Origin of the sequence: Pantoea sp. GM01, from assembly GCF_000282675.1 — a bacterium.
GTDB classification, from domain to species: domain Bacteria; phylum Pseudomonadota; class Gammaproteobacteria; order Enterobacterales; family Enterobacteriaceae; genus Pantoea; species Pantoea nemavictus.
Window position 1 is genome coordinate 109,354 of record NZ_AKIU01000005.1, and the last position, 24,802, is coordinate 134,155.

Below are 24,802 nucleotides of genomic sequence, written 5' to 3' on the forward strand. Positions count from 1 at the left end.
TTCCACGTCCTTCTTCCTGCATTGCGCCAGGATTTCACTCATTAAGAAGTGCTTAAGATTATTTGAGCGGACGAACGCGGTAAAATATTATAAATCTGGCGTCTGAATAGAAAATTAATAGGGTTTAATGAACAAGGTGAAAGTTGTGATTGAAATAAAAAACACCGTGGCTCGCTAATTCATCGCCAGTAAACCCCTTTATGAGAATCATCAAACCATAGGTGCTGTAGATAATTCTATGCTGCGACAATAATCCATGAACAGCCGTGTCGGTCGAGTAGGTTCATTGTTTTGTAGATAGGCCATAATTAAGGTGGAAGCAGCCATCTCATCCACAATATCCAGCTGAACCAGCCGCTGGCCGTCATAGGTGATATCTGAATAAGGGCGTGTAACCAGCACTGAAAAACCTAAGCCTTGGCCCACCATGCAGCGCACCATTTCAATTGAAGGCGAGCTATATGCGACTTCAGGGTTGTAACCATTCTCTTTAAAAATGCTGATGAAATAGTTCTTACTCGGTACTGCATCAAGCAAAATCATGGGCTCTCGAGCCAGTTCTTGTAGTGTTACGTTATTTTTTTGCGCTAACGGATGTGCGGCAGGTAGCAATGCATAGGGTTTGTGTGGCGCATTAAGGGCTTCTTTTTTAATAACATTACCCAGCTCTAGATCATAGAGAAATGCCACATCAAAACGCCCACGATGCAGACCGTGCATCAGCTCATGTTGCTCACCGTCATACAGTTGAATAGTGATTTCTGGATAAAGTTTTTTAAAGCCGGCTATCAAACGCGGCATGTAGAGCGGCGCAGCAGACTCATAGCAGCCAACCGCAACGGTACCGCAGACCAGTTCATTATCGGCGCGCGAACTTTGTTCAAATTCATAAGACAATCGCAGTAACTCACGCGCTTTTTCATAGAAACGGCGCCCGCTGGAAGTGAGCGACACACCCTGCGCATGGTGACGGATAAAGAGTTGCTGCTCAAAGGCATCTTCCAAATTTTTAATCGCCACGGAAATCGAAGGTTGAGCAATGTGCAATTCTCGTGAAGCCTCAGCGATGCTCTCGGTTTCAACTACAGTGACAAAATACTTAAGCTGTTTTAAAGTGAAGTGAGTCATAATTAGACCGTTTGGAATATGTTGTTTAATGAAGTAGTTGATTAGCTAAAAGCTAATCAACTTTTATTAAGCAAGTCTTATGCCACAAAGTCTTATCATGATAACAAAGTTATTCAATTGTCCTTTATCCTTAAGATAGTGTATACACAGCATGTAACTAGACCTTCTTATTTAAACTTTCCAATCTGCAATGTTCATGTAGCCTTATTTTTCGGCTCACATTTAATTATTGCACTACAATAACTCACGGTGTTCCAATTCAACGCAGTGGATGCACAGGTTAAGTGCATGCAATTTCATTCAATTTGTACCGTGCAAGTTATTAGGAGCTCGACCTAAAAATCCACCCTCTGTTTACAGTTGAATAGTGCTTTCAATTTAAGCCTCCACAAGTTAATAAATGCTTCGTACCTCTATCCTGTCGCTTTAACATCCGACATTCTGATTAGAGCAAGTCGCATACTTCTCACTGTAATAAAACAAAAATGTCTGCAAATCTTTTCGAGAAAGAAATTTCTTCTCCCTTGCTAAAACTATGTCACCTGCTGAATTGAGCTACATATTTATCGACCATGGCATGTGGAAGACAGAGTTCACAACGTTTAGGCCTCCCACGCATTAGGATGACAGACGGCACTTAGGAGGCGTTACTCTATCCAGCAGAACGACGGCGTTGAAAGAAGCGGGCAGGATTTTGCTGGCTTCATCAATATCGTGAACCAGATCGCTAAAAGAAGAGCGCATCAGAATGCGGATATATAAAACCCGGAACATGGCCCGGGCTGATATCTTTGATTATATCGAAGTGTTCTACAAACGGTCCCAACGCCACTGTCCCCTGGGAGGCGTCAGTCAAGAGGCCTTCGAAAAAGCCTCGTCGTGAGGACAGTGAATATCTACAGAAGAGGGGTCACTCCATCATTTGTGGTCAAGTCGCCTCTGGAGTGATTAACGGTTTGCCGCAGCAACGCGTGGGTTCGTCTCTAAACTTTACTGAGAACATGTCATTAAATGATGCCGTTGCGGATCCGTTGTTATGGCGTGACGCTGCCATCCTGCGCGCTTCAGCAGCGCATCCACGGCATTAAGGTCGGCGGTGATGCGTACAGCGAGAGGGTTAATCTGACGACCATCGTCATCAAATCCGGTTTCCAGATCGTTTTTTCTTAAAAATAGCCCCGGCACTTTAAGGCTAAGTTTTACAGCATGGCGCCCTTCCCATTCAGACTCCGTGAGAACGCCGTAATTAATACCCGTCAGCGTAATGGCTTGCATCACGTGCTGGAGGCGGAATAAATCATTCTGCGCCAGCAAATCGCCGCTGCTTGCCCGCCAGAGATATTCCAGCTTGCCCGGAAGATCCGCGCGAAGCCCTTTTTCCCGACCCTCCCTGAGTAGCCAGCGTATGTCATTAGCCAGTTCACGCCGGAACAGACGCTTCTTTTCTGCCGTCGCCAGCCATCTGCATAAAAAGAGGTTTTCCTGCGCTGCGGAAGTGACGGATCCGGCCTGTCGCGCCATGTTCAGTGCGACTAGTCCGCACCAGGCAAGGTGATCGACGTAGAGGTTTGAGGTATCCATATTTTGATTATTTTTCGTTGATATTCAGATTTAACTACCGATCCTAACCCGAGCGGTCTTCAATTTCATCCCTGTTCATCGGGGAGCCTGCCTGCCCTTCTGATGGCATTAGTCTGGCAGCGTAAGCGGAAGCGCTGGTTATAGATAACTCCTATGACCAGTAACAAAAGGTAAATATAAATTCCACCCTGGGCAGGGTAATATCGTGGTGCACATACAGCTACGCTGTTGCAAACGAGAATTTCTGTACTGATTTATTTAGCCCGTCTTCTGGCGGGTTCTTTTCAGGGTCCGCACCGGCATTTTTGGATGTGAAACACGCAGCCCATCACGCCTCAAACGGCAATTGCATGCCGGTACAAAAAACAAGCTGTGTTCAGGACAACGCGTAGGGAAATCTGAGCATAAATACCGTGAGGGGCGTTTTACGTTGTCTACCGTAAAGCTCGTGGACAACCAGTTGCCTGCCATTCTGAATTCTGACCTCCAGAATTGTCGTGACGCTGGCCCCGGCAAAGTCTCCAGTTGATGCGAAACGCCTGCCTACCAGTGCGACGAGCTCAACTTCCGTTAACTTCAGTATCATGCACCTCTTTTCCCTTAAGACTCGCAATATAAAGAAAGTAGCTGAAAAGCAGGTACATGATGAGGTTTGGATGCTTAGCCGGAATATTTCAGATCTGATATGCGTCCTGGTTACAACGGTCAGACAGAATATCTGTCTGACCGCATCCGGCTAATGACTTACAGATAGCCTACCGGCGTGATGGAAGCGGAGTCCAGATTCCTGCCAAGCGATTTCAGCGCCGTCTTCATCGGACACAGCGTCCCCACTTCTGTTATCCGGCAACCAGACTGACGCCACTCTTCCCGCAGCAAGGGATGTTCCTTATCGATCGCCTGCAGGCGTCGCAGGTCATCCAGGCTCTGCCCCTGGAAATAGACGTGAAGGAACCGCTCGCCGCTTTTCGTATCGCGCCAGCGCTCAAACACCAGGCTGCTGCCCGGCGGAATGTTGCCACGCGTGTAGCCCGAAAGGGTCCAGGTAAAGTTCATCAGAGTACGCACCATGGCGATGTTGGTATCGTGGGCTACCAGGAGCAACCAACGCGTATCCGGCAGTTTATCCGACGTCCCGGATATACCCTGCTCAACGCCCTGCAGCATGGTGTTAAGCAGTATCGAACCTCGTTTCTGCGCGGTATACATGACATCGTTACTCAGGTCGTAATTCGCAGTGAGCAATGGTAGTACTGCCGTAATCTGCGCAGATGAGGTCACATTGCCCCACGCCAGTTGGCTCAGCGGCAGATTTTCATTCCAACCAAGTCGCAGGGTTTCAACCATGTTCGCCAGCACGCTCAGGCCGTCGATTGAGGCTTTACCAGTCTTACTCTGTTTAATCTGCCAGGGCTTGTCGAAGTACGAGCACTCAGCATTTGGGCTGCAGACTGCACGTTTAAGCGCCTGCACCGCTGGCTGTAATACCTGCTGACGTGCGGTTAAATCCCCTGCCTTAGCTTTAACTGCTGCGAACTGTTTTGCCGGGTCGGTATTGGTGGCGGGAAACGCTTCCGTCTGGAACAGTGGATCGTCATCCCCTTCCACCCTATGGACCTCCACGCCGCAGCCGGGAAAAGCCCCGTCAACCAGGGCATGTGCGGTTGCTCGGGTACGCTGCAGCGGGCTGGCCCGCACATATACATCCTGTGGCTGGGGGCAGCCGGCGGCCAGCAGGCCGAGCCCGCGATAATGTTCGCCTTCCCAGCGCCCTTTGTTCGCCACGGCAGCGTAGCCATGACCGGTGAGCTCTCCGTCGTGCGTGGTCCAGGTCGTCCAGGCGCGATGTGTGGCCGCTTCGATATCCTTACGGTTGCCCGGCGTGGGCGGGCGAATGCCGTGCCGGCTGAGCTCGACGACTTTCTCCAGCTGATACTGTGCTTCCGCATGCGCCTGTGAAGCGCACAACCACAGTGCGCCGGCAATGAACAGGCGTGCGGCGACCTGATGTCTGCGTGGCATCATAATGTCTTCCTTATTGAGCTGATTAAGAGGTAGAAAGGGTGCGGTGTTCGCTGGCGCTGCGTCTCGCCACCATTACGGCGGTGACAAAGCACAATAGCGCGGAAACGAGACCGGCTGCCACCCAGAACAGGGACAACGTGTGAAAATCGTAGATTTTTTTACCGTTCTCAATCACCGACGTTTTGTCGATGATGATGCCGGTGAGAAACTCGCCAAATCCGGCGCCAGCATAGCTGACGATGCCTATGGTACCTAAAGCTGCGCCCGCCGCTTTACGGGATGAAATGTCCACGGCTAGCAGGCCGCCGAGGAAGCAGGTCAGCGCACCGATGGTGGCACCAAAGATGACCATGGAGATGATGTCGGTGTAGTAGCTGTGAGGCGACCAAAGCATCAGCGCAAAGCCACCGGTGTTAATCAGGCTGATGAAACCCGCCATAATGCTGCGGTTCTTTGCAAAAAAACGGTCCGACAGCACGCCTGCCAGGATGGTGCCGACAATGCCCGCGATGGCATTGACGCCGATGATAGCCGAGGCCTCCACGGTGCTGTAGCCCTTGCCCTGCTGCAGGAAGAAAATGCCCCAGGAGTTAACGCCGTAGCGATCGATGTACATAAAGGCTGAGGCCAGCGCCAGCGTCCAAAGCGCCGGGTTGCGCAGCGCGAAGAGCTGGTTTTTCAGAATGGAGCTTTTTGCCTCGTGTTCTTCCAGAGGTTCGTTGCTGATTTCATGAATGGACGGGAAACCGCTGCTCTGCGGCGAGTCACGCATAAACAGCAGCATGATCACCACGCCTGCTGCGCCCAGCGCGGCAGTGGAGAGATAGCCCATGTGCCAGCCGTATCCGGCAATTACCGCGGCGATCACCATGTAGGTCATGGCCTCACCGATGTTGTGGGCAGTCGACCATATCGAGTAGAAAGTCCCGCGCTCTTTCGTGCCGTACCAGCGCGCCAGCGATACCGCACACGGCCCCACACCCATCGACTGTGCCCAGCCGTTGATGCCCCAGAAGACGGCCAGCAGCATGGCGTTGGTGGTCATGCCCATCATCAGGTTCATGCCTGCGCTGAGCAGCAGACCTAGGCTCATAAAGCGCACCACATTTGCGTGGTCGGCAATAAACCCGTTAACCAGCTTGCCGATGGCGTAGCTGAAAAATAGCGCGGAGCCGATCATGCCCAGCTCAGAGGGTGAAATACCGAGATCCACCAGGGCGCTCTTGGCCACGGTAAACGACAGCCTGCACACGTAAAACGTCACGTACGCCAGTGTCATCGCCAGAAACGTCTGCCACCGTACGAAGCGGAAGCGCTGTTCATTGAAGGCGCCGGCGTGTTTCTCCGGGCTGGCGCGGAAATAGCTGAATAATCCTGACATCATATTGTCTCCGAAGGCGGAGGCGTTACTGATTGCTGTGCATCATCCCTGACGGCCGGATCCATTTTGTGTAGAGTACAGAATCAGAAGCCCTGCCCATGCAGGTTAGCGTAAGGGTTGTTTAACCCATTGTTTTAATTGTGGGTAGAGCGTTTTACTTGCCAGCAGTACCGGGTTGCCGCGCGCGATGCCATCGTTAGCCAGGTAATCGTTTGTGGAGCCACCGGCCTCGCGCATCAGCACAATGCCGGGCAGGCCGTCCCACGGATTCATATGCGGTTCGTAGTAACCAATTAGTCGCCCGGCAGCGGCCCAGGCACTCATCAGTGCTCCCGAGCCGTTACGTACAAACATGCCGCCGTGCTGCAGCAATTCATCAAGAAACGGCAGGAAATCCGCCGAGGAAACTCGGTGCGAGGTGCCCACACCCATCACGCCGCCCGCCACTGTGGTGGCCACATGCGGGGTGATCCTCCGGTCATTCAGCCATGCGCCCTGCCCCTGTAAAGCATGGAAAAGTTCGTGGTGGTTAGGATCGTACACCACCCCAATCACCGGCTCTCCGTCCACTACGATCGCCAACGACAGACACCATGTGTGCAGCCCGTTGAGAAAACAGCTGGTGCCGTCGATCGGGTCCACGACCCACAGCACGCGCTGCTGCGCATCCACGGTGCCGCTCTCTTCACCGAGAAATCCATCACCCGGGAAGGCTTCTGCAATGCGTGATTTAACGTAAGACTCCACCTCACAGTCGGCGCGGCTGACCACGTCCTGCAGGTCATCCCCCTTGTGTTCGGTGAGCAGGCTGTCGCGCTGCTGATAAAATTCATAGGCCAGCTTTCCCCCGGACTCCGCAAGACTGCAGGCAAAACGATAACGCGCCAAAAGCGAATCAACTTCATGGGTAGCCATAACTTCTCCTCGATAATGCACACGTGTGCATTTTGTGGCAAAAAATTAGCCCCGAAGGGCAGAAAGAAGTCTGGCTTGATTGTGAAGATTAATCTGTGAGCAAATCCACATAAAATTAATCTTCCATTATGCGCTACGACGAACGATTAATTTCACCGGCACGGCGCGCTGGCGAGAGGGGAGATCAAATTGCGCTATACGAGTAACCAGCAAATCAACCGCTTGCCGCGCCAGAGCATCCGTATCCTGCTGCACGGTGGTGAGGTGGTATGGGTCCCAGCTGGCCTGTGGAATATCATCAAACCCTATGACCGCGGGTAAAGAGGCCCCGGAATTTAACGAACGCAGTCCGTCCATTGCGCCTAATGCCAGCATGTCTGTGGCACACAGCAGCACCTGACACCCATTAAGTTCCTGTGCCGCTGCCCGGCCTGCATCATAGCCGCCCCCGGGAATAAAACGTGATTCGACGGTAAGGTCTGGAGCAGAGGCCATCAGTGCCTTGTAGCGTTGCTCTGTGCTGAAATTGGTAATATGTTCACCGATGAAGCCGATTTTTTTCCAGCCTAGTTGTCGACAATAATCGGCCATAAGCTGCATGCCCTGGGCATTGTCACTGGCCACACGATCGCAGCCTGGCAGTTCAGCGTGGCGGTTAATCAGCGTAACCGGGATTTTGCGCGCCAGATACTCTTCAGCTAGTGAAAGTGGTGGTGCTCCAGAAGTGATGATGACGCCCGCAACGTGATAGCTGAGAAGTTGCCTCAGTGAAGGTGCAAGCTGTTCGGGATCGTCGGCATTCATCAACAGCGGCATAAAGCCGTGCAAAGCGAGCTGGTGGACCAGAGGGGAAAGCAGCTTGCTGCGAAATGGGTTATCAAACCCGGCGGTCACGATGCCAATAAAGTTGCTGCTGCCGGTATTCATGGTACGGGCAATGATATTGACCTGGTAGCCCAGTTGTTCGGCGGCACGAATTACTTTAGCGCGGGTTTTCTCCGCAACAGATGCTCCGGGCGTGAAGGTCCTGGACACGGCAGAACGAGAAACTCCCGCAAGCCGCGCCACGTCTTCTGCCTTTACCCAGCTTTTCCCTTTTTCTGTCATCCGTTGTCCACCCTGCCGATTCGCCTGCACTGATTACACAGGGAAAACTCACCTCAGGGCTACAACTTTTTTCAGAAATGCTGGCGGTGCACCTGGTCAGGCAGGCTGCATGACCTTTTTCTGACGGATGAGTATGTTATGTTTTTCAGTGGCCAGACTAAGTTCATCCTGCAGCTGCAGGTGCTCTCTCCGGGCCTCGCTCAGTCGCTTCTCGTGCAGCAACGTTTCCCTTGCCGTGGTTTTCTGTTCTTCCAGCGCACGCAGAATAATTTCTGACTCGCGCAGGTAGCACTTCAGCAATTCGATTCGTGAATCGGAAGCGTTCAGAGCGTTAATTACTTTTCTACGAACCATAAACCACCTAAAATTTCCATTTATCTGAAGCAGAAAGCGTAATCATAAAAAAACCGATTCTTCCATAAATCAATCAGCCACGCTGGTGCACCATGTTGATTGCACTATGAAACACTGATTAGTGAATAGGAACATTCGTGCCCTCCCTCAACATATTTTTAAGAGCCTGACAAGTTGAGATTGAGGCGATCGGATACCGATTTGAATAGCAGTGTGTTCTGCTCCTCTAGGTTACGGACGCGCCAGTATTACCGGGGCCTGAGAATACATAATCCGTTTTTAGCTGTTCACAGTCAGACAGGTGCACGAATCTTGCTCAGATTAACGATTTAATCTATTATAAGGTCAGTTAAATCGTTAAGGAGGTTTCTCATGAACAACGTTCAGGAAAAACGCCACGTACAGAAATACCCGAATAATCAGGCTGCAGCGCTTCGCCTGAAAAACTTCGCAGAAGAGCTCGCGGAAGATATGAGTTCCGGGGTAACCCCGGTTAGCCAGCAGAGTATGGGAATGACTGATTCCCTCTTTGCCATTGAGGCGATCGTCCAATCTCTGCACCATCGCGCACTGAAAGCGATGACGCCTGAGAAGAAAAAATTGTTACGACGTCAGGTCAGTAAGGCGATGTTCCTGTCTACTGTTGAGCAGGATGGCGGGTTATATACCTCTGCTGAAACTGCAAAATTATTGGGATTTTCCAAGGTTACGATTAAAGCGAAGAAAGATGCTCACAAGCTGCTGGCGCTAAATATCGATGGCGAATTCTGCTATCCGGTTTTCCAGTTCACCGGCGACGCGGATAACTCTGAAGACGGCGTGCTCAGAGAGTTACCACAGCTGCTGGCACTGCTACAGGATGTCAGTGACAGGATGCAGTACTCATTCTTTATGGAAGAACGTAACACACCGCTTAATGGCCTGAAACCTGCGGGACGAACCTACACGATTGCCGGACTGCTGAATGAAAAACCGGACGCCGATCTGATGGCGGAGATCTACCGACTAGCTCGTTTGTACGGAAAGCAGGACGCTGCCTGATAACAAAAGGGGGATGTTTCCCCCTAACCCACCTTACTCTTCTACCGGTATACCCAGCTCGAATGTGAGTATGTCGGCTGCTTCTGTACCTTCATAAATAAAATCGCTAAGGCGAATCTGGTCCTGCGTGATGGCCATTTCTTTGCCTGCAGGATCACTGTGCCACAGTGCATAGCAAGTCTGCTGAGCAACATTAGACATAAACTCTATGCCGTTCAGGCCTGCATCACAGGCCCTCCTGGCAAGCAACTGAGTCACCAGCCGTGACCCGGTTGTAAGATCGTGAACCGTTATGCTTGTCTTTATTACTAACTGGGACGTTTGTAGGAGCTGTACCCCTGTCAGCATGACTATATCAGCAATGAAATACCGTTCGAGATCCGACTCCGTCATGCCCTTACGTTTCTGGAACACTTCTTTCATCGCTGTTTTTGGCGAGGGCGCAGTGTACATCGTGCCATTTTTACCGTCGACAAGACCGTAGCGGGTATCACGTCCGTCATGGTTAAAAAAGACACTGCTTCCACCGTGTGCACCTTCCTGCAGACGTACCATACGCGTGCCGGCTGGCAGGAAAATGCTGCAGGAAGCGATCGTTAAATCTGAAAGCGCGTCGATTTTTCTAAGCGCTTCTGAATCCTGCAGAGACAGGTGCGATGTATCTTCCTGAATAGAAAACATAATCAAGTCGCTGGTTGGGTTTAGCTCTGATAGCTATTGTATCACGCTTCATGCACTTAAAGGGGGGGCAGGAGCCTGTTATGCCGTAGGGCTAAAAGCGGTGCTCCACTCATTATGAGGATCGCAAATACCTGGCTATGCAAGATAGTTTTCAGCACTTTCCATTGGACTCAAATCAACACTTCTTTAAATGATTACCACTGCAGGAACATGAAAAAAGAGCCTTTGCGTAATTAAATATCTTGCTGGCTATAGAAGGCTGAGAGCAGCATTATTTTCACTCAAAAAACTAAAGGTTCCTAAAAGGGTATCGATGACAGCATTTTAATTGGCTGGTATCAAGATGAACATCGCAAGTCTGAAAACACTTTCTCTGGGACTTGCAGCCCTGGCATTGTCGGGTTGCAGTACGCTTATAGGCAGCAAATTTTACGACTCTGGCGTAAAGGCTGCGATTTATGACGACACAAAACATGAGCTGACTAAATCCACTAAACAGGTCATCCTGACTAAAAATCTCAACGGCACCTATGGTCTCATTACAGATGAGTCCGATCACTTTATCATCATTGCAGGCACACCTCATTTCGATAAAAGCAACCTGCAAGAAAGTATACAGCCGTTCAAAGATTTCCTGCGCTGAGCGAAGCTGGGCAGGCCTGAACAGGAGCAGCAGAGACGTATCTATAATCATCAGCCCGCCATGCAGGAAAGACATATCGAATTCCGCTATTTCCCTGATGGCAATCCCGCATTTGCTGATGTACTCGACGAGCGGTTCTTTTTTTACAAAGGCCTATTGGATGCAGAGGTTAAATACTATTCCTACAACCAGGTAATGGCGCTTGTGTCTCTCGCCTATGCTGTCACTTACGGTTCCAAGATCTGAAGTCATGGTTGTGTTGTAATGCAATGAAACCGGCAAACAGCTTTGCAGGGCAAGAAACTGAACTGAAAGGTCTTACATGATGCGCAGGTGCCACCGGTTCAGAGGTCACTTCTCTTAAAATAGAAGCGGACCGTGCTTACAGGCATTATCTGGCACACATTCTCAGTTTGTCAGAACATACTCCTGCCCGACTGCCGTTTAAGCAGCGGCCTTTCAGGCGCACGGAAGTCAGACGGTCGCAGACGGAAGAAACACCCCGCGGCAATTCTCACAGCAACGAAGAACTAAGTAGTTACAGCATCCATTTATCAGCCTCCACTGATCCGGCCCTTCGGGCCGGGCGGCGGCGGCTAGTCAGTGGGGGCAACCGGGGTTCAGGTACAGCGCGAGTCCTGGTGGAGAGGGACGCGGGGTTTCAGGTTCGGCTCGGTGTGGGTATTAATAGAAGTAATTATGTGTGTTGTAACTACAAGCTGGTATTTGTACTCAATGTGCAATTCTGATTAACTTTCGGTATTGTCAGATTAAGGCAAATTCAATTGAGGTGCGTATGAATTCAACCGCATATGCTCGCGGAACGAAAGCTGCATCTGTCTGGAAGCGTTTATCTCGTGTCTACCATGATGCTGATAATCGCTTTGCTGCCTGGGCAGCCAGGAAAAAGATACCGGCATCATTAGGGAAATCAGTTGTGCCCTTTTTTGTTCTCGTGCTTCTGACGCTGGTTATAGTTGCTGGATTTGCACTCGGCACCATAATCATCATTGCTGCTGCTTTTGTTTATATGGTTCGCCACATTCAGCTAAATGCATTAGATGATATGGAAGCTACATCATCTAATAGTTCCTGTGCTGAAGGCGGGCAATTCAGAAGTGGAAATGACGGAGATGGTTTCTATAGCGGTCCTGACGACATTACGGTTACTGCTTCGAGGTTAGATAGAGATGACGACGATTAGCCGATGCTAAGCTAACCGTCGTTTTAACTAGATTTTCATTGCCCCTTTAGCCTTCTCAACTGCCTCTCCCCCACTCTTTTGTACCTGAGAGGTTCCGCTTTTAAATGCTCCGTCTAATGTGCTGCCTATTCTAATACCCGCCCATGACAGTGCCCCCATCCATACGGCAGGCAGTACAAGAAACATCGTCGCCATAACAAAGTTCATAATCAGGTCATCGGAACTGTTCTGAAAGCCCGCCATGTTAAAGCTGCTGTGCGTGTCAGAGCTATATAGCGCCGTCATTAGCCAGCTATCCAGCCAACGTGCCAGCTCCCACCAGAACGTCAGAAAGTTCAGCGCAAAGAGCACGAACGTGAGCGTAATGACGGTCTTAATTTCATAGGCTGAAAACGCCAGAATAAGCGGCAGAATCACTACAACAGCCATGAGCAATACAGCCTGCACCATTGGCAGTGCCTGGCGCATGGCATCGAATGCAGGAAACGCCGCCAGACTGCCTAGCGCGGTACCGCCGATCGCGGCCACACGGGAAACGGAGTTATCAAGCGTAAAATCGGCGTTGCCTCCGTAGCCGGCATAGACGTGTCCCCCCTGTGATACGGTCAGGCTCTCTGGGCTGACAAGACGACGGATAATGGCCTCCTTATAGTCAGCCGCATTGCCACCAATCATGGTCATAGCGGCCGACAGACGGGTCCATAATCCCGGGTCAGCCTGATCGACGACGCGCGACTGCAGGCCGGTATCAGCTTTATTCCACCACTCGCTGCAGGTTGGGTAGCCCCCCCGCCCCGTATCCGGCCTTCCGCTGTCGCGGCTTTCACTCCATGCAAATTCAGCCCGGGGCGTTTTCGATTGCAGGCTGCTGTAATAATTACTGAGGAAGGTTTTGCTGCCTATCCACTCAATATCACGCAGCGTGGCCTTGTCTTTTGTCTGCCCCTGATCCTGACGCTTCCACATATACAGCGCGAGCGAATAGCAGTCGTTGGTAAAGTCCTGCAGCTCTTCGGCAAGTGATTTGTTGTTAATCCGCGTGTGCTGAACCTCAAAGCGGAGCTGACGCATGTCCGGACGGCAGGGGATTGTGGCAACAGACGCCTGCGTAATGCCCTTTGCCAGCTTGTGAATCAGATACCACCAGACCGGCGCGGCAGCCGTCTGATCGTTAATGCTCGATATGACCGGTGAATATCCTGTGTCATCAGGCGCTTTTGGCGTCCACGTCCCGCAGCTCTGCGCACGCGACGTGTCATATTTTATCGTGCTCATATCGACGTTCATCAGCGGCATACAACAGGCAATCATCACCAGAAAAGAGCTGTAAATCGCATGTTCCATGCGGGGTATGGACAGGGCACCTTTATTACCCTCATCTTCACCTTCTTCACGTACTTTCAGCCAGATGCCGATAAGCCGGAAAGCGACAGGCGCGGCAAACAGGCCGGTTGTGATGAGAATATTCCAGAGTCCGTTGTTAACCACCCAGCCGAGCAGGGTAAGGAAATATTCCAGGTAGCTGTTAGTCAGCATCAGGACGCTCCCGTGCCGCCAAGCAGCACCAGTTCACAGACAACGGCAAAAATGACGCTGACAGCCGCAATACGAATAAGCGGCTGGCGGTGTTGCGGGCCGAAGCCCGGTGCACGGAAAACTTTCAAAAATCCCCACGCCAGCGCACCATAAACTGCCAGGCGCCATACTAGCCAGCCATAGCGGGCATGCTCCATCCAGTCATGAAATGCAGCGGCCTGAGCAAGATCTTTGATAGCCTGGTCCGCGACAATGAGCCCGGCCAGCAGGAATGCCAGCAGAGCGCCGGCAGTAGACAGCACGCGAAACAGCGCGGGATGCCGGCGGAAGAATGAGGCGCGTTGCGCCCCGTTATCAGTTTTCACAGGATGCGCTCTCATCAGTTGTTTTCCGTTTCAGGCACGGCCAGACGGTTAATACGGTTATCTGTGCTGTCATCGCTCTGCGTCTGCGGATTACTGTTAACGCGCCCGTTTTCCCGATCGATAATGGTGAGCACGGAATTGCGGGACAGCTCGCGCTTGAGCTCCATTTCGTTGCGTAATGCGGTGAGCTCGCGGTCGATGGCCGCAACGCGACGATCGCCTTCCTCGATGGCCGCATTCTGCGCGGCAGCGTTAGGCTCAGACATGCCGGTCACAATCATGCGGCGCATAATCAGCGCGGTTTCAACCGTATCAGCCATCGCCAGTTCGCCGGCGAGGCGGGCGGTCAGTGCCGCGTTATCGGGATCTCTCTGCAGTGCTCTGATGACGCCTGCCGTGATGGGTAAACTGCCGGTTTTGAGTTTTGCCAGGTTCGTCGCGTTAGGCTGTTCGGTGCCATTGACGAGTTTGGCCAGCTGCTCAGTATTCTCTTTGGTGGTCTCTTCCAGAATGGGCGCAAAGCCGGTGCCGGCCTGAGTGGCACCCGGCTGCTGTTCGTCATCACCGCTGGTACATTGAGATGCGTCGCTGCAGGTGCGCAGGGAGCTGTCTCCAACGACCTGAACCACTGCTTTGGCCGCTTCTTCAGCGCTGGCATATTTTCCGCAGGCCCCCCCGTTGCAACTGTTGCTGCTGACTGAGTCAGAGCTCAGCACCGGCAGGCTGTTCATCATGTTGAACCCTGCAGCCGTTAAGTCATGGGTTGGCCGGATGGCCTGCTGCCCCTGACCACCCCGTTTCTGTCCGCCAATCCAGTTCTGACCTGAGTTACCCTGCAGCTTGTCAGCTGAGTTATTTACGCGTACAGCATCAGCGTCTCCGCTGTTAACAAGCGATCGGTACTCATCCATAACCGCGCCCTGCGTCCATTTGTTGTTACCGGCAAAATCCATCATGCGTTTTGACATGTTCTGGCAGTTGAGCTGTGCTTTATCAAAAGAGACGTTTGCCTGCAGCACGCCGTTTGTGAGCATGTCGTACAGGCCGGGATTGGCACGCTGAATAATCATCGCCGGCAGGCTGGCGACGGCACCGGTGGCGTTCTGCACCACGTCGCCCATGAGGTTTTTAAAGCCGTTTGTTACCCCGTTGAGCTGATTACCGACGGTTGTTTTCAGATCGAAGTTGCCGCACATCAGATCGCTGCTCCAGCCTGCGCTCATACCGATTTTACGCATGCTGCTGCGCGTTGCCGGCTGGGAAATGACAGAGCCGCCGCCGAGCGTATAGTAAAGCTTGTCAGAGACCGCGCCGCTGACGTCCTTGCCGTAGCCTATGGCGCTGTTGTTCACGGAAGGAAGTGAAATGCCGAATGCGCCGGACTGATTATCGTCTGCCGCCTGGACAGATGCCGCCGCGGACGCAATGCACAGCGCAAGCGCAGCCGATTTGAAATTAACTGGTGACATTGTGCCTCTCAGAAGTCAGTTGAGTAGAGGAAGGTCTGGCCGCGTCGCTTGCAGCAGCTGTAGGGCTGCCAGAGCGCGTACGCTTCGTTGCCGTCCTGAGCAATGGGATACGCGCCGTCCGGGAAGACGGCGCAGGAAGCGGAAAGCGTGGGCGACAGGCGCTGCCATTTATGATTCGCCGTGCCCGTGTTTTCGTTCACCTCTCCGGGCGGCCAGTAGCCGGCTTTGTGCGTGCCCTTCAGTACCTGATAAACGTGAGGCTGCCCGGAGCGGGTGATAATGTCGGCGACCCGCTGCGCGACCACGGCGGAGGCTTTGTCATCGTCTGTCTGGCTGACGAAGCCGGAGCGGGGATAAATATTGCCCCACATGTTGGCGCTGACCTGGCTGCCCAATTCGCGCTGGCCGGGAACCAGCGCCTCGGGATACAGCGATTCAGGCAATCCCGATCGCCAGACAAGTGAATCCAGCGTGCTCAGAAAGTAGGGATTAAATGGCGTGGCGGCGGTATCGCACGAGTAACCGGCAATGCTGCCGCCAATGACGGAGGTGGCAGGGTGGCCTATCGCATCGGCGTACTTGAATTTGATGTTCGACTTGCGCAGCCCAGGAGTCTTGATATCGGCGGCGTTACCGCCGCCGACTGGCGCACCGCTGGTCAGCGCGTTGTCGATCGTACCGGACGCACCGCTCATAAACGCCATTTCTGTCCAGGGATTCCCGCCCGGGCCGGTGTAGGTGGACACCACCACTTCAGGAATGAAGTGCGTCACCTTAACGGAGGTTTTCACCGAACAGCCAAAGGGCGTGCACATCAGCCAGTAACAGATGCCGCTGACGCGCCAGCTGATGCAGTCCTGGGTGATGGCGCTGGCAATAATGCTGGCAGTATCAATGGCAGAAACCGTGGTCGGAGCCGCAGCTGCTACCAGCACGGTGGCAACACCGGCGGCGCTGAAGTGTGTTCCGGGGGAGAAACGTATCATTTACCCCCCTGACTGCGAAGCGTGGTAGCCCGGGCAACGTCGGCCGTGCCATAAATCACATCCCTATCATCGAAAACGACGGCGGGGAACTTATGCAGACCGATCTCCCAGGCATGCACAACCTGCCGGTATGCCTGAGCAATCTGCTCCTGCTGTCCGGGCCATTGCGGCGACTGAATGATTTCGCGGGCCTGCTGAGCGGCGATCTGTGGATCCGCAGCCAGCTGGCCGAAAATTGAGTCCTGCAGGCGGTCGGGGCCATCAAGCCATACAACAGTGCTTTCTTCGGTCAGATTCTGAGGGGGATGTTCGGCATCGGTATACACAACGGTGCCGGCCATAAGCTGAAACGGTATAAACAGGAAAAGTGAGTCTAATAGCCTGAGTTGCATAGCGGTCTCCGTTACGGTAACAGGCCGTCAGAGTGGCAGCGCGTGGTCAGGCTTTCAGCAGTAAACTCTTTTTCCGAAGTTGAAAATTACTGAGGCAGGGGTTAGTGCTGCAGTTAGCGGTGGCTGAACCTGTCACCACCGCAATCACGGAGTTAAACAACAAGGGCAGCTTTGTGCCAGAAGCGGAAGCCCCCCGTTTTTCCTTGTTGCTGGAAAAAATTAATAAACACTGCATGTCCATCAATTTAGCAGGCACTGATCTGTTCAGCCCATATTACTGGCATCATAGGCGGCTCTGGCATTATTGATCTTTTCATGGTTCGCCTGCGCCCATATCCATACGCCACAAAATGCTTCACTGAGTCCCAGCCCCAATTCTGTCAATGAATAAATAACCTTTGGCGGGATTACAGGATAAACGATACGGGTGACAAGGCCGTCTCTTTCCAGCGCGCGCAAAGTTTGTGTCAGCATTTTCTGGCTAATCCCATCGCAGGCGCGGGAAAGCTGACCAAATCGTAATTCTCCTTTTTCTGTAAGTATTTCTATCACTAACATGGTCCACTTATCTGCGATACGACCAATAAGTTGCATCACCAGCCGATCCAGTTCAGGAGACGATTCTGGATGGATTTTTGCATCACGAAAATTATCTGGTGTCACGAGTCACTCTCTTTTTAGTAAGTATAGATATTTCAGGTGCCTACTTTCTGTCAGAAACCAGCCTAAGTATGCTTGAATCTCACTATCACATCAGGAGTTTTCAATGATATTCGTTAATAAAAAAATTCTTATTACCGGCGGCAATTCTGGTATTGGACGGGCACTGGCAGAAGCGCTTAAGGAGAAAGGTAATAAAGTGATTATTACGGGTCGCAAGGAAGCGACGCTTTCTCAGGTCCTGAGTGACAATCCTGAAATGGAAGGCTATGTGCTGGACGTGACGCAAAGCGGTGCGGTGGCCACCTTTTCAGAAACATTACTGGCCGAGCACCCCGACCTGGACGCGGTGATCCTGAATGCCGGAATTATGGAACCAGAGAACTACACTGCTCAGGCTGTCGATACTGATGTTGCTGACCGTACCATTGCCACCAATCTCATCGCCCCCATACATCTGGCTGCCGCTCTGCTGCCCCATTTGCGGGGTCGACCTGAATCCGCCCTGGTGACAGTGTCATCAGGTCTGGCTTTTGTCCCACGGGCAGAAAACCCGGTTTATTCCGCTACAAAAGCGGCTATTCATTCCTGGTCTCAGTCGTTACGTCATCAGTTACGTGGCACATCGGTAGCGGTGCATGAGATAGCCCCACCGCTGGTCGCAACAGAATTGACGCCGGGTCAATCGACTTGGGAAAATGCGCTGTCGCTTGAGGCATTCACTAAAGAAGTCATCGCGATTCTGTCCCAGGATGAAGTGCCGGATGAAATCCTGGTCCAGCGTGTCAGCTTTCAACGCAATGCGGAAAAAGAAGATCGTTTCGCCTCTACCTTCGCCACTATCAATGCTTAATCATTAAAGTCAAAAGCCTATCTTGAGCGAATGGCATATTGCCTTTCCATTAGGTTTAACTTTATAACAACGCTACGCGGCAGCGAAGAGATTACGTCTGTGTTTAGCACCAGCGGACTAACTTGCATTTTAGTGTCCGCTGTGTGCCAGATATAGTCATTCGAGCCCTGAGAGTTACACTTCTAAGTGATTCAGTGGGAATATATAATTCAAAGAAAAACGCGAGCCAGATCTTCACTCTTTATAATTCATGAGACGCGTAGCAGCGGTTTAACCTTTTCACCCAGTAAAGCGATGGAATTAAGCATTGCTTCGTGATCACCTGCTGCTGAACTCATCTGAAAATTTACGCGATTAACCCCTCCGAGAGCAGCCGACAGCCTGCATAGTTTGCTCGCGACAGTATGTGGATTGCCAATGATGTAAGGTCCATCGCCATCACACAGTGCATCAAATTTCTCTCTGGATGGAGCCGACCAGCCACGTTCCGGCCCGAGCTGGCTCCATAAATCGCTCCATCCGGGATAAAAAGCGTCGCGAGCAGCCTTGTCCGTGTCGGCCACAAAACCTATCGCATGTACGCCAACCTTTTGCTCTCCAGCCGGAACGCCTGATATCGTGGATTCAGCCCTATAAAGGTCAACCAGGGTGCGGAATCGTGCAAACGGACCGCCGATAATGGCGACCATTAATGGGATACCTAGATGACCGGCGCGTGCAAATGATGCGGGGGTTCCGCCAACGCCGAGCCACACAGGTAATGAGGGCTGGACCGGGCGAGGATAAATACCATATCCGTGAAGAGGTGCGCGGAATCGCCCCTGCCAGTGAGGATGACTCTCTTCACGAAGCTTTAAAAGCAAATTTAATTTCTCATAAAATAACCCATCCCGGTCTGCGATGTCGTAGCCAAACAGCGGATAGGCTTCAGTTGAAGATCCGCGCCCGGCAACAATCTCTGCGCGGCCATCTGCGATTAGGTCAATGGTTGCATAGTCCTGAAAAACCCGGACGGGATCGGCTGCACCCAGCACCGTTACTGAACTCTGCAGGCGAATAGATCGGGTTCTTGCTGCAATGGCCCCTAACAAAACGGCGGGGGCGGACTCAATAAACTCCTGCCGGTGATGCTCCCCCAACCCAAACACATCCAGTCCCGCCCGGTCGGCTACCTCCGACTCCTCAAGCAGATGTGCGACACGCTGGACTGCGGGAACTGCAGGTCGTGAACCTGCAATTACCGAAGCGAAACTATCGATACCAAGCTCCATGACCGCGCTCACTTTTCACCTTCCTGCTTTAGGGCATTAAGCCAGACCAGCAGAAGGCTCAGCACGAAAAGCCCCGCAGCGGGTTGCCATTGTCCTCCAATAATCAGTGCGTGCGTGAGCAATGCGCCCAACATAGTGATAGACAGGATAAGCGCGCCAAAAAGCGCCCGTCGGGGCAGTATCAGTAATATCCCTCCCGTCAGTTCAATCACCGCGACCACATAACGAAACCACTGTCCAAAGCCAATACGGTCGAACACTTCAACCATCGGTGGCGCAGAAAAAATCTTAGCTGCAGCTGCCGCGATAAAGGCTAGGCCAACCAGAATTTGCAGCGTCCATCGGAAAACTTTTCTGGCGCTTAAGCGTGTTGCAGACGTTGTGAAATCCATATTTTGCTCCTCATCAAAAGTTGCTTAGGATTATTCCTCGCTTGCAGCCAGCTGAGAAGACGATATAACTTGATGTGATGTACCAATTAAACAGATATATGAAATGCTTGATGGCCTTAGTCTCGATCAAATACGTACGTTTGTGGCCGCTGCCGAAAACAGAAGTTTTTCGGCAGCCGGGCGACAACTTGGGCGTGCACAGTCCGTGGTAAGCCATACGCTTGCCACGATGGAAATGCGACTGGGTGTAAGGCTGTTTGACCGCACAGGACGTTATCCCGTCATCACTTCAGCAGGGCTCGCGCTGCTGAGCCCTGCAAAAAATATTCTGGCGGAGGTCGATATTTTTAAAGGCAGGGCAAAAAGTATGTCGCAGGGCGTGGAAGCGGAAATTGTTGTGGTGCTAGATGTGATGGTACCACTGCAGTCCGTAACTGGAGCCTTGCGGGAATTTGAGAAAATTTACCCAGATACGCGCTTATCGTTATCTATCGAAACACTTGGGGCAGCACTTCATCCGGTTATTGCAGGTAGCGCTGTCTTTGCCATCACCGGGCCATTATCAAAGGAATATCCGGAACTGGTTTCAGAAGCCTTTGCAGGGATACCGATGGCGGCTTGCGTATCTCCATCTCATCCGCTGGCCGCACTGGCGTCCAATCTCACGCTGGAACAATTGGCCGAGCATCGCCAAATCGTGCTTTCCGAGCGCTCAACCATCTCACATGGACGAGACTTCGGCGTTATTTCGTCAATGACCTGGAATGTGTCGGATCTGAATGCAAAGCGCATTCTTCTGAAAGAGGGGCTGGGATGGGGAGCTATGCCCCTTGAGTATGTTGAAAATGACGTGGCGAGTGGTGATCTGGTAGAGCTAAACATTAGTAATGTCAGTCTGGACTGGGCAGTGATGCCAATGTTCGTGGTATGGCACCCTGCGCGACCTCCAGGAAAAGCTGCTCGCTGGCTTCTCGAAAAATTGTGTAGTTAAAATTATGAACCGTTCAAATTTTTTACAGATTGAATTCGCATCAGCTGGGTTTGATGTCCGCTGATCGCTCATGGCGGACATTGTTACAGACGATTTCTCGGTCATTAAGCGTAAAAAAACCGGCCATAGGGCCGGTTAAATGCTGACTTTGATCTCAGTCAGGAAAAATATTGTTGATCCAAAGCGTCAGGAAAACCATATCAGCTGCGTCAGGTACGTTAACGTGCCAGCGCGGCGAGTCAAATTCGTTATCCAGCGGGAGTCCGGCGCGGCCTTCCTGTGTCAGCAGAACGTCCGCACGCTTGCCTCTGCTGTCCTCAAGATGAACCGACACGCAGCTGCTCTTACCGATACGATGCGGGTTACAGGTGATCGTTACCGGCGGTTGCAGCCTTGACCTCAGCGCGTTCTCCATTGCGGTCAGTCGCTCTGCGGTCGTTGCCGTCATCGCGGGCTCCCCCTGCGGATGCAGGCTAAACATAGCTGGGGTTGGCGTTTCGTCCGGCGCAGGGCGATGGGTCAGAGGTTGCGCATACTTGAGCTTAATCATGCGGTCAGCATCTCTCTCTTATCATTGTGTTCGGGCATCCCGGCCACATATTCCGTCATCAATCCACGCAGACGATCCAGTTTTTTCGCTACGAGAATAGCAGCATCCAGCTCAGAACAGTTATGTTTACGCATCAGTGCTTTACGCTCGGCCTTCTCTTCTTTCTCCGTCATCCCGAGCGCGAGGTAAAGGCTGGGCGGAACAGCGCGAAACAGCGCTTCAATTTTCTTCGAGAGCACCACGCCTTCGGTATAGCACCGCGACAGCTTACTGGCGGAAAGCAGCACGGCTTTTTGCTCTTCTGAAAGCGTCCGGAAGCGGGCAATATCCTCCACCTCTTTTTTCGGCATCGTCAGGCAGATCCACCATTCCGCCATATTCAGCATCTTGCCAGCGGCGTTCGGGTAATCCTCAAGGTTCTGCGTGGCAAGCCATAGCCATGCGCCAAGCTTACGCCACATTTTAACCACTTTGGTCATATAGGGGGCGAGAAGTGGGTTAACCGTTACAACGTGGGCTTCATCCACGGTAAAAACAATATCGCGCTCAAGGTACTGGTCCCGTTCGGCAATGTTGTTGATGGTGTTGGTCAGCGACACCATCGTTAGCGCCATCTGCGCCTCGTACCCCTCACGGGCAAGGTGCGCCAGGTCAATCAGCGTAACGTCAGCCTCCGGCCACAGAGAACCTTCCTGATTAAAGAGCTCAGCCTCAAAGCTCCCCTGCTGCGTAAACATGCCCAGGGATTCCGCCATTTCAGCCGCTTTCGCCCGGCGGGTTTCGTTACGCACCTGCCCGTTGCCGCTTTCAGTCTCCAGTGAAATGGCGTTTAGCGCATTCTGCAGGTCACCCGGCAGCATCTGGCGGCCTTCATCCAGAGTTTTACGCGCGGCCATAATCAGCGCTTCGCGGATCATGGCGCGGTCGGCACGTTTCAGCGCGGCGTCTTCTTTCGGGTCGCCGCCGGTGATCATCATTCGGGCAGAAATTTCCATCTCGCCCAGAATGTCGCGCTTACCGTTCTCATCATCATCCGGGTCGTCTTCAATGTCCGGCAGTTCACTCTCATCAATTGCCGGGGCGGGCGCGTCGCCGTCAAACAGCTTATGCGCATCAGCGAAGGGGGGCAGCGATACGCCGCTGCCGGGTTTGACGCTGACCTTGTTAACCGTAAGGCCCAGACTTTCAAAGTAGTCAGCGGTCAGCCCGAAACTGTTACCGGCCTCTGCGATGAACAGACGCGGACGGTGAACAGCCATCAGCTGACAGAGCATCGAGCAGAGCGTGGCGGATTTACCTGCGCCGGTCGGTCCGAACAGCAGCATGTGCGCGTTCTGAGAGCGGTCATCCTTGTTCAGGGGATCAAAATCCAGCACATCGCCGCCACGGTTAAAAAAGCTGAATCCGGCGTTACCGGTCCCGGTTTCGCGGCCGGTGACGGGCAGCAGCCCGGCAAGGTGCTGAACCCACGTCAGGCGGGTATACCAGTTTTTTTTGTCGTGCTGCGGGTTAAAGCACATAGGCAGCGCTCGCAGCCAGGTGTTAAGCGGGCCGGTTTCATGTTCAGCGCGCACCGGCTGCAGCCCTTCGTTCAGGAGTACGGTGCTGAGCTCGATGCGCTTACGGTTCATTTCGGGCATGTCTTTTGCCCGGAGCACAAAGGTGATGGCGGCGCGATAAAGTTTGTGGCGGTTTCCCAGCAGCTCCTTGACCGCCGCGACGTCCTGACGGACGCGACCCGACTCGGTATTCTCGCCGATGGCGTTTTTCGCCAGGCGGTTAAACTTCTCTTCCAGCGTGTCCTGCGGCTCTGCGACAACCGTCATGCATAGCATGGTGCCTTCGGGGAACGTGTCCATCAGCGCGTTAATTTTCTTTTCACCCCGGCTCTTTTCGCCGGTGAGCGTGCCGGGCTCAGGGGGTTTACGCAGGCGCTCCACGGAAATGGCTGAATGGGCAACGTTATCCAGCCACCACACGCCGTTTTCAACGTCAGAACGTGGCGGCGTGAACAGCAGGGTTTCGGCGAAATCATTCTCTACGGGTATCATGCCTGCAGGCGTGTCCCGGCTGTCTTCATAGGCCGCTGCGCGGTAAAACGCTTCTTTATTCATGCCCTCGGGCGCAGGATTGAACATCCGCAGCAGCCAGGCGTGAACCTGCAGGCCATTCTGGCGCGTGCAGTAGATGTTGACGCTGGAAAAGGCGCTGCAGAGGCGCTCACACGCCTGATTCAGCATGCCGATGGGTGACATCAAATCAACGCTGTTTTTTGTCGCCCAGCGGTAGATAACCATGCGCGTGCGTCGCTGCTGCCCGCGCCATGGCTGGCCGGTGATCAGCTTGTCTTCAAACAGACCTTCAGGACGCGCAATCCCGCGCATATGCTGTTCGGTTTCCTTAAGCCACGCCTCGGTAAACTCGCTGCCCTGCGCGTGCGGCCTGACGTAGCCGCGCAGGCGGTCAAGGTAGGCATCGACGTTATTTTCATCCTGACAGTAGAACTGAACGATCCACGGATTGCTCGCCAGGTCGTCAAAGCTGTCCTGCAGCGCATCTTCCACTACGTCGCGGATCTGCTCCAGTCGCTCGTCAGGTCGGCCTTCGGTCGCCGCCGGCGTCACTTCATAGACGGCACCCACTGAGATACCATCATCAAGCAGCAGGCACTGCTCCTCATCCAGAAACTCTGCCCACGGCAGATAATCAACGATGGACGGATTATGCGAGTAAACGCGTTTTTCATCGGCCTGTGACATTTTACCGGGACGGACAATGGGCTCCGGGCCGGCCTGCTCAGAAACGTCAGATAAGTGGCGGTTTTTTTCTGGAGATTTCCCTTTAAAGAGTCCGAACATTACAGCGCCTCCGTACGTTCGCCAGGCATGGCGTACTGCGTCTGGTCATAGAAGGGGAAAACGGTGCTGTAACCGGGCACGGGGGTGTTTCCCTGGACGAGATGAGGGAACACGTACATCACCATGTCAGGATTAGGCAGTCGCGGGAACTGCTGGCTGATTTCGGATTCCTGCGTGCGGCTGTAGCTGCGATCATCGCTCAGTGCGGCCTGTTGCTCACTGTCAGAAAGGCCACGGCGCAGCGTGCTGCGGGCTTCACTGCCGCGCGAAACGCCTGATTCACCGTCGGTGCCTTTCCACAGCTCCAGCATGTTGCTGTTGCCCGGCGGCAGCATTTCATCTTTGTTTGTTGAGCAGCCGGCAAGCGTGCTGGCTGCAATAATCATGAAAACCCCGAATTTTGCAGTAATACTCATGGT

Annotated in this window: 24 protein-coding genes and 1 pseudogene; 6 read left to right on the top strand and 19 right to left on the bottom strand. The window is 52.8% G+C overall.

Features of this window, described 5'->3' with window-relative positions:
- Window positions 1-210: 210 nt before the first annotated feature.
- Window positions 211-1,128, bottom strand: coding sequence for a LysR substrate-binding domain-containing protein (locus tag PMI17_RS02150; RefSeq protein WP_007885582.1), 918 nt, complete (start codon window positions 1,126-1,128; stop codon window positions 211-213).
- Window positions 1,129-1,852: 724 nt separating this feature from the next.
- Between PMI17_RS02150 and PMI17_RS24635 the strand changes: the two are divergent.
- A pseudogene (locus PMI17_RS24635) lies at window positions 1,853-2,011 on the top strand (IS3 family transposase); the annotation flags it as partial.
- A 107-nt stretch (window positions 2,012-2,118) separates the two neighbouring features.
- On the opposite strand, the gene PMI17_RS02155 reads toward PMI17_RS24635, so the two are convergent.
- The 6 genes from PMI17_RS02155 to PMI17_RS02185 all read right to left on the bottom strand — a co-directional run bounded on the left by PMI17_RS02155 (window position 2,119) and on the right by PMI17_RS02185 (window position 8,491).
- Complete coding sequence (locus PMI17_RS02155) at window positions 2,119-2,709, bottom strand: DUF2913 family protein (RefSeq protein ID WP_007885590.1); 591 nt, start codon at window positions 2,707-2,709, stop codon at window positions 2,119-2,121.
- Window positions 2,710-3,453: 744 nt separating this feature from the next.
- Window positions 3,454-4,734, bottom strand: a complete 1,281-nt coding sequence (locus PMI17_RS02165) for a histidine-type phosphatase (protein ID WP_007885594.1) — start codon at window positions 4,732-4,734, stop codon at window positions 3,454-3,456.
- A 22-nt stretch (window positions 4,735-4,756) separates the two neighbouring features.
- The gene (locus tag PMI17_RS02170; protein ID WP_036620010.1) at window positions 4,757-6,115 is read right to left on the bottom strand and encodes an MFS transporter; all 1,359 of its coding nucleotides are present in this window, start codon (window positions 6,113-6,115) and stop codon (window positions 4,757-4,759) included.
- A 105-nt stretch (window positions 6,116-6,220) separates the two neighbouring features.
- Entirely contained in the window at window positions 6,221-7,030 is an 810-nt protein-coding gene (locus PMI17_RS02175; protein WP_007885598.1) for an inositol monophosphatase family protein, read from the bottom strand.
- Window positions 7,031-7,156: 126 nt separating this feature from the next.
- On the bottom strand, window positions 7,157-8,137 hold the full coding sequence (locus tag PMI17_RS02180; protein WP_007885599.1) for a LacI family DNA-binding transcriptional regulator: 981 nt from the start codon (window positions 8,135-8,137) through the stop codon (window positions 7,157-7,159).
- 96 nt (window positions 8,138-8,233) lie between these two features.
- Window positions 8,234-8,491 (bottom strand): hypothetical protein, encoded by a 258-nt coding sequence (locus PMI17_RS02185; RefSeq protein ID WP_007885601.1) that lies wholly within the window; start codon window positions 8,489-8,491, stop codon window positions 8,234-8,236.
- A 372-nt stretch (window positions 8,492-8,863) separates the two neighbouring features.
- Between PMI17_RS02185 and PMI17_RS02190 the strand changes: the two genes are divergently transcribed.
- On the top strand, window positions 8,864-9,532 hold the full coding sequence (locus tag PMI17_RS02190) for a hypothetical protein (protein ID WP_007885602.1): 669 nt from the start codon (window positions 8,864-8,866) through the stop codon (window positions 9,530-9,532).
- 33 nt (window positions 9,533-9,565) lie between these two features.
- Here PMI17_RS02190 and PMI17_RS02195 read toward each other — a convergent pair whose 3' ends face one another.
- Complete coding sequence (locus PMI17_RS02195) at window positions 9,566-10,213, bottom strand: RES family NAD+ phosphorylase (protein WP_007885605.1); 648 nt, start codon at window positions 10,211-10,213, stop codon at window positions 9,566-9,568.
- Window positions 10,214-10,556: 343 nt separating this feature from the next.
- Between PMI17_RS02195 and PMI17_RS02200 the strand changes: the two genes are divergently transcribed.
- A complete protein-coding gene (locus PMI17_RS02200; protein WP_007885607.1) occupies window positions 10,557-10,856 on the top strand; it encodes a hypothetical protein in 300 nt (99 codons plus the stop codon).
- 796 nt (window positions 10,857-11,652) lie between these two features.
- Window positions 11,653-12,060: a hypothetical protein gene (locus PMI17_RS02210; protein WP_036619964.1), complete on the top strand. Its 408-nt coding sequence runs from the start codon at window positions 11,653-11,655 to the stop codon at window positions 12,058-12,060.
- A 27-nt stretch (window positions 12,061-12,087) separates the two neighbouring features.
- On the opposite strand, the gene PMI17_RS02215 is transcribed toward PMI17_RS02210, so the two are convergent.
- The 6 genes from PMI17_RS02215 to PMI17_RS02240 form a co-directional block, all read right to left on the bottom strand.
- On the bottom strand, window positions 12,088-13,596 hold the full coding sequence (locus PMI17_RS02215) for a conjugal transfer protein TraG N-terminal domain-containing protein (RefSeq protein ID WP_007885611.1): 1,509 nt from the start codon (window positions 13,594-13,596) through the stop codon (window positions 12,088-12,090).
- A complete protein-coding gene (locus PMI17_RS02220) occupies window positions 13,596-13,976 on the bottom strand; it encodes a hypothetical protein (protein ID WP_007885612.1) in 381 nt (126 codons plus the stop codon). Before PMI17_RS02220 ends, PMI17_RS02215 begins: the two co-directional genes overlap by 1 nt.
- Window positions 13,976-15,430 carry an integrating conjugative element protein gene (locus PMI17_RS02225; protein WP_007885613.1) on the bottom strand — a complete coding sequence of 485 codons (1,455 nt, stop codon included), beginning with the start codon at window positions 15,428-15,430 and terminating at the stop codon, window positions 13,976-13,978. The genes PMI17_RS02220 and PMI17_RS02225 overlap by 1 nt, the downstream gene beginning before the upstream one ends.
- Before the next feature lie 8 nt (window positions 15,431-15,438).
- Window positions 15,439-16,416: a TIGR03756 family integrating conjugative element protein gene (locus PMI17_RS02230; protein WP_007885614.1), complete on the bottom strand. Its 978-nt coding sequence runs from the start codon at window positions 16,414-16,416 to the stop codon at window positions 15,439-15,441.
- Window positions 16,413-16,808, bottom strand: a complete 396-nt coding sequence (locus PMI17_RS02235) for a TIGR03757 family integrating conjugative element protein (RefSeq protein ID WP_007885615.1) — start codon at window positions 16,806-16,808, stop codon at window positions 16,413-16,415. Before PMI17_RS02235 ends, PMI17_RS02230 begins: the two co-directional genes overlap by 4 nt.
- Window positions 16,809-17,072: 264 nt before the next feature.
- Window positions 17,073-17,471 carry a helix-turn-helix domain-containing protein gene (locus PMI17_RS02240; RefSeq protein WP_036619968.1) on the bottom strand — a complete coding sequence of 133 codons (399 nt, stop codon included), beginning with the start codon at window positions 17,469-17,471 and terminating at the stop codon, window positions 17,073-17,075.
- 103 nt (window positions 17,472-17,574) lie between these two features.
- Here PMI17_RS02240 and PMI17_RS02245 point away from each other — a divergent pair, with 103 nt between their 5' ends.
- Window positions 17,575-18,321, top strand: coding sequence for an SDR family oxidoreductase (locus PMI17_RS02245; RefSeq protein WP_007885624.1), 747 nt, complete (start codon window positions 17,575-17,577; stop codon window positions 18,319-18,321).
- Window positions 18,322-18,569: 248 nt separating this feature from the next.
- On the opposite strand, the gene PMI17_RS02250 is transcribed toward PMI17_RS02245, so the two are convergent.
- Together PMI17_RS02250 and PMI17_RS02255 are read right to left on the bottom strand one after the other, a co-directional pair.
- The gene (locus PMI17_RS02250; RefSeq protein WP_202948687.1) at window positions 18,570-19,604 is read right to left on the bottom strand and encodes an LLM class flavin-dependent oxidoreductase; all 1,035 of its coding nucleotides are present in this window, start codon (window positions 19,602-19,604) and stop codon (window positions 18,570-18,572) included.
- Complete coding sequence (locus PMI17_RS02255; RefSeq protein ID WP_007885628.1) at window positions 19,601-19,984, bottom strand: DoxX family protein; 384 nt, start codon at window positions 19,982-19,984, stop codon at window positions 19,601-19,603. The genes PMI17_RS02250 and PMI17_RS02255 overlap by 4 nt, the downstream gene beginning before the upstream one ends.
- Window positions 19,985-20,087: 103 nt before the next feature.
- Here PMI17_RS02255 and PMI17_RS02260 point away from each other — a divergent pair, with 103 nt between their 5' ends.
- Window positions 20,088-20,975, top strand: a complete 888-nt coding sequence (locus PMI17_RS02260) for a LysR family transcriptional regulator (protein WP_007885630.1) — start codon at window positions 20,088-20,090, stop codon at window positions 20,973-20,975.
- A 154-nt stretch (window positions 20,976-21,129) separates the two neighbouring features.
- Here the strand turns inward: PMI17_RS02260 and PMI17_RS02265 are convergent, their stop codons facing one another.
- From PMI17_RS02265 to PMI17_RS02275, 3 genes are read right to left on the bottom strand one after another with little or no spacing between them, the layout of a single operon-like run.
- Window positions 21,130-21,525 (bottom strand): hypothetical protein, encoded by a 396-nt coding sequence (locus PMI17_RS02265; protein WP_007885632.1) that lies wholly within the window; start codon window positions 21,523-21,525, stop codon window positions 21,130-21,132.
- Window positions 21,522-24,383: a conjugative transfer ATPase gene (locus tag PMI17_RS02270; RefSeq protein ID WP_007885633.1), complete on the bottom strand. Its 2,862-nt coding sequence runs from the start codon at window positions 24,381-24,383 to the stop codon at window positions 21,522-21,524. The genes PMI17_RS02265 and PMI17_RS02270 overlap by 4 nt, the downstream gene beginning before the upstream one ends.
- Complete coding sequence (locus PMI17_RS02275) at window positions 24,383-24,799, bottom strand: TIGR03751 family conjugal transfer lipoprotein (protein WP_007885635.1); 417 nt, start codon at window positions 24,797-24,799, stop codon at window positions 24,383-24,385. The genes PMI17_RS02270 and PMI17_RS02275 overlap by 1 nt, the downstream gene beginning before the upstream one ends.
- Between the last annotated feature and the right edge of the window lie 3 nt (window positions 24,800-24,802).

What these genes read in the sequence shown, in the direction of transcription:
- PMI17_RS02150 (WP_007885582.1), bottom strand. Translation starts at nt 1,128, where the DNA reads ATGACTCACTTCACTTTAAAACAGCTTAAGTATTTTGTCACTGTAGTT.
- PMI17_RS02155 (WP_007885590.1), bottom strand. Translation starts at nt 2,709, where the DNA reads ATGGATACCTCAAACCTCTACGTCGATCACCTTGCCTGGTGCGGACTA.
- PMI17_RS02165 (WP_007885594.1), bottom strand. Translation starts at nt 4,734, where the DNA reads ATGATGCCACGCAGACATCAGGTCGCCGCACGCCTGTTCATTGCCGGC.
- PMI17_RS02170 (WP_036620010.1), bottom strand. Translation starts at nt 6,115, where the DNA reads ATGTCAGGATTATTCAGCTATTTCCGCGCCAGCCCGGAGAAACACGCC.
- PMI17_RS02175 (WP_007885598.1), bottom strand. Translation starts at nt 7,030, where the DNA reads ATGGCTACCCATGAAGTTGATTCGCTTTTGGCGCGTTATCGTTTTGCC.
- PMI17_RS02180 (WP_007885599.1), bottom strand. Translation starts at nt 8,137, where the DNA reads ATGACAGAAAAAGGGAAAAGCTGGGTAAAGGCAGAAGACGTGGCGCGG.
- PMI17_RS02185 (WP_007885601.1), bottom strand. Translation starts at nt 8,491, where the DNA reads ATGGTTCGTAGAAAAGTAATTAACGCTCTGAACGCTTCCGATTCACGA.
- PMI17_RS02190 (WP_007885602.1), top strand. Translation starts at nt 8,864, where the DNA reads ATGAACAACGTTCAGGAAAAACGCCACGTACAGAAATACCCGAATAAT.
- PMI17_RS02195 (WP_007885605.1), bottom strand. Translation starts at nt 10,213, where the DNA reads ATGTTTTCTATTCAGGAAGATACATCGCACCTGTCTCTGCAGGATTCA.
- PMI17_RS02200 (WP_007885607.1), top strand. Translation starts at nt 10,557, where the DNA reads ATGAACATCGCAAGTCTGAAAACACTTTCTCTGGGACTTGCAGCCCTG.
- PMI17_RS02210 (WP_036619964.1), top strand. Translation starts at nt 11,653, where the DNA reads ATGAATTCAACCGCATATGCTCGCGGAACGAAAGCTGCATCTGTCTGG.
- PMI17_RS02215 (WP_007885611.1), bottom strand. Translation starts at nt 13,596, where the DNA reads ATGCTGACTAACAGCTACCTGGAATATTTCCTTACCCTGCTCGGCTGG.
- PMI17_RS02220 (WP_007885612.1), bottom strand. Translation starts at nt 13,976, where the DNA reads ATGAGAGCGCATCCTGTGAAAACTGATAACGGGGCGCAACGCGCCTCA.
- PMI17_RS02225 (WP_007885613.1), bottom strand. Translation starts at nt 15,430, where the DNA reads ATGTCACCAGTTAATTTCAAATCGGCTGCGCTTGCGCTGTGCATTGCG.
- PMI17_RS02230 (WP_007885614.1), bottom strand. Translation starts at nt 16,416, where the DNA reads ATGATACGTTTCTCCCCCGGAACACACTTCAGCGCCGCCGGTGTTGCC.
- PMI17_RS02235 (WP_007885615.1), bottom strand. Translation starts at nt 16,808, where the DNA reads ATGCAACTCAGGCTATTAGACTCACTTTTCCTGTTTATACCGTTTCAG.
- PMI17_RS02245 (WP_007885624.1), top strand. Translation starts at nt 17,575, where the DNA reads ATGATATTCGTTAATAAAAAAATTCTTATTACCGGCGGCAATTCTGGT.
- PMI17_RS02255 (WP_007885628.1), bottom strand. Translation starts at nt 19,984, where the DNA reads ATGGATTTCACAACGTCTGCAACACGCTTAAGCGCCAGAAAAGTTTTC.
- PMI17_RS02260 (WP_007885630.1), top strand. Translation starts at nt 20,088, where the DNA reads ATGCTTGATGGCCTTAGTCTCGATCAAATACGTACGTTTGTGGCCGCT.
- PMI17_RS02265 (WP_007885632.1), bottom strand. Translation starts at nt 21,525, where the DNA reads ATGATTAAGCTCAAGTATGCGCAACCTCTGACCCATCGCCCTGCGCCG.
- PMI17_RS02270 (WP_007885633.1), bottom strand. Translation starts at nt 24,383, where the DNA reads ATGTTCGGACTCTTTAAAGGGAAATCTCCAGAAAAAAACCGCCACTTA.
- PMI17_RS02275 (WP_007885635.1), bottom strand. Translation starts at nt 24,799, where the DNA reads ATGAGTATTACTGCAAAATTCGGGGTTTTCATGATTATTGCAGCCAGC.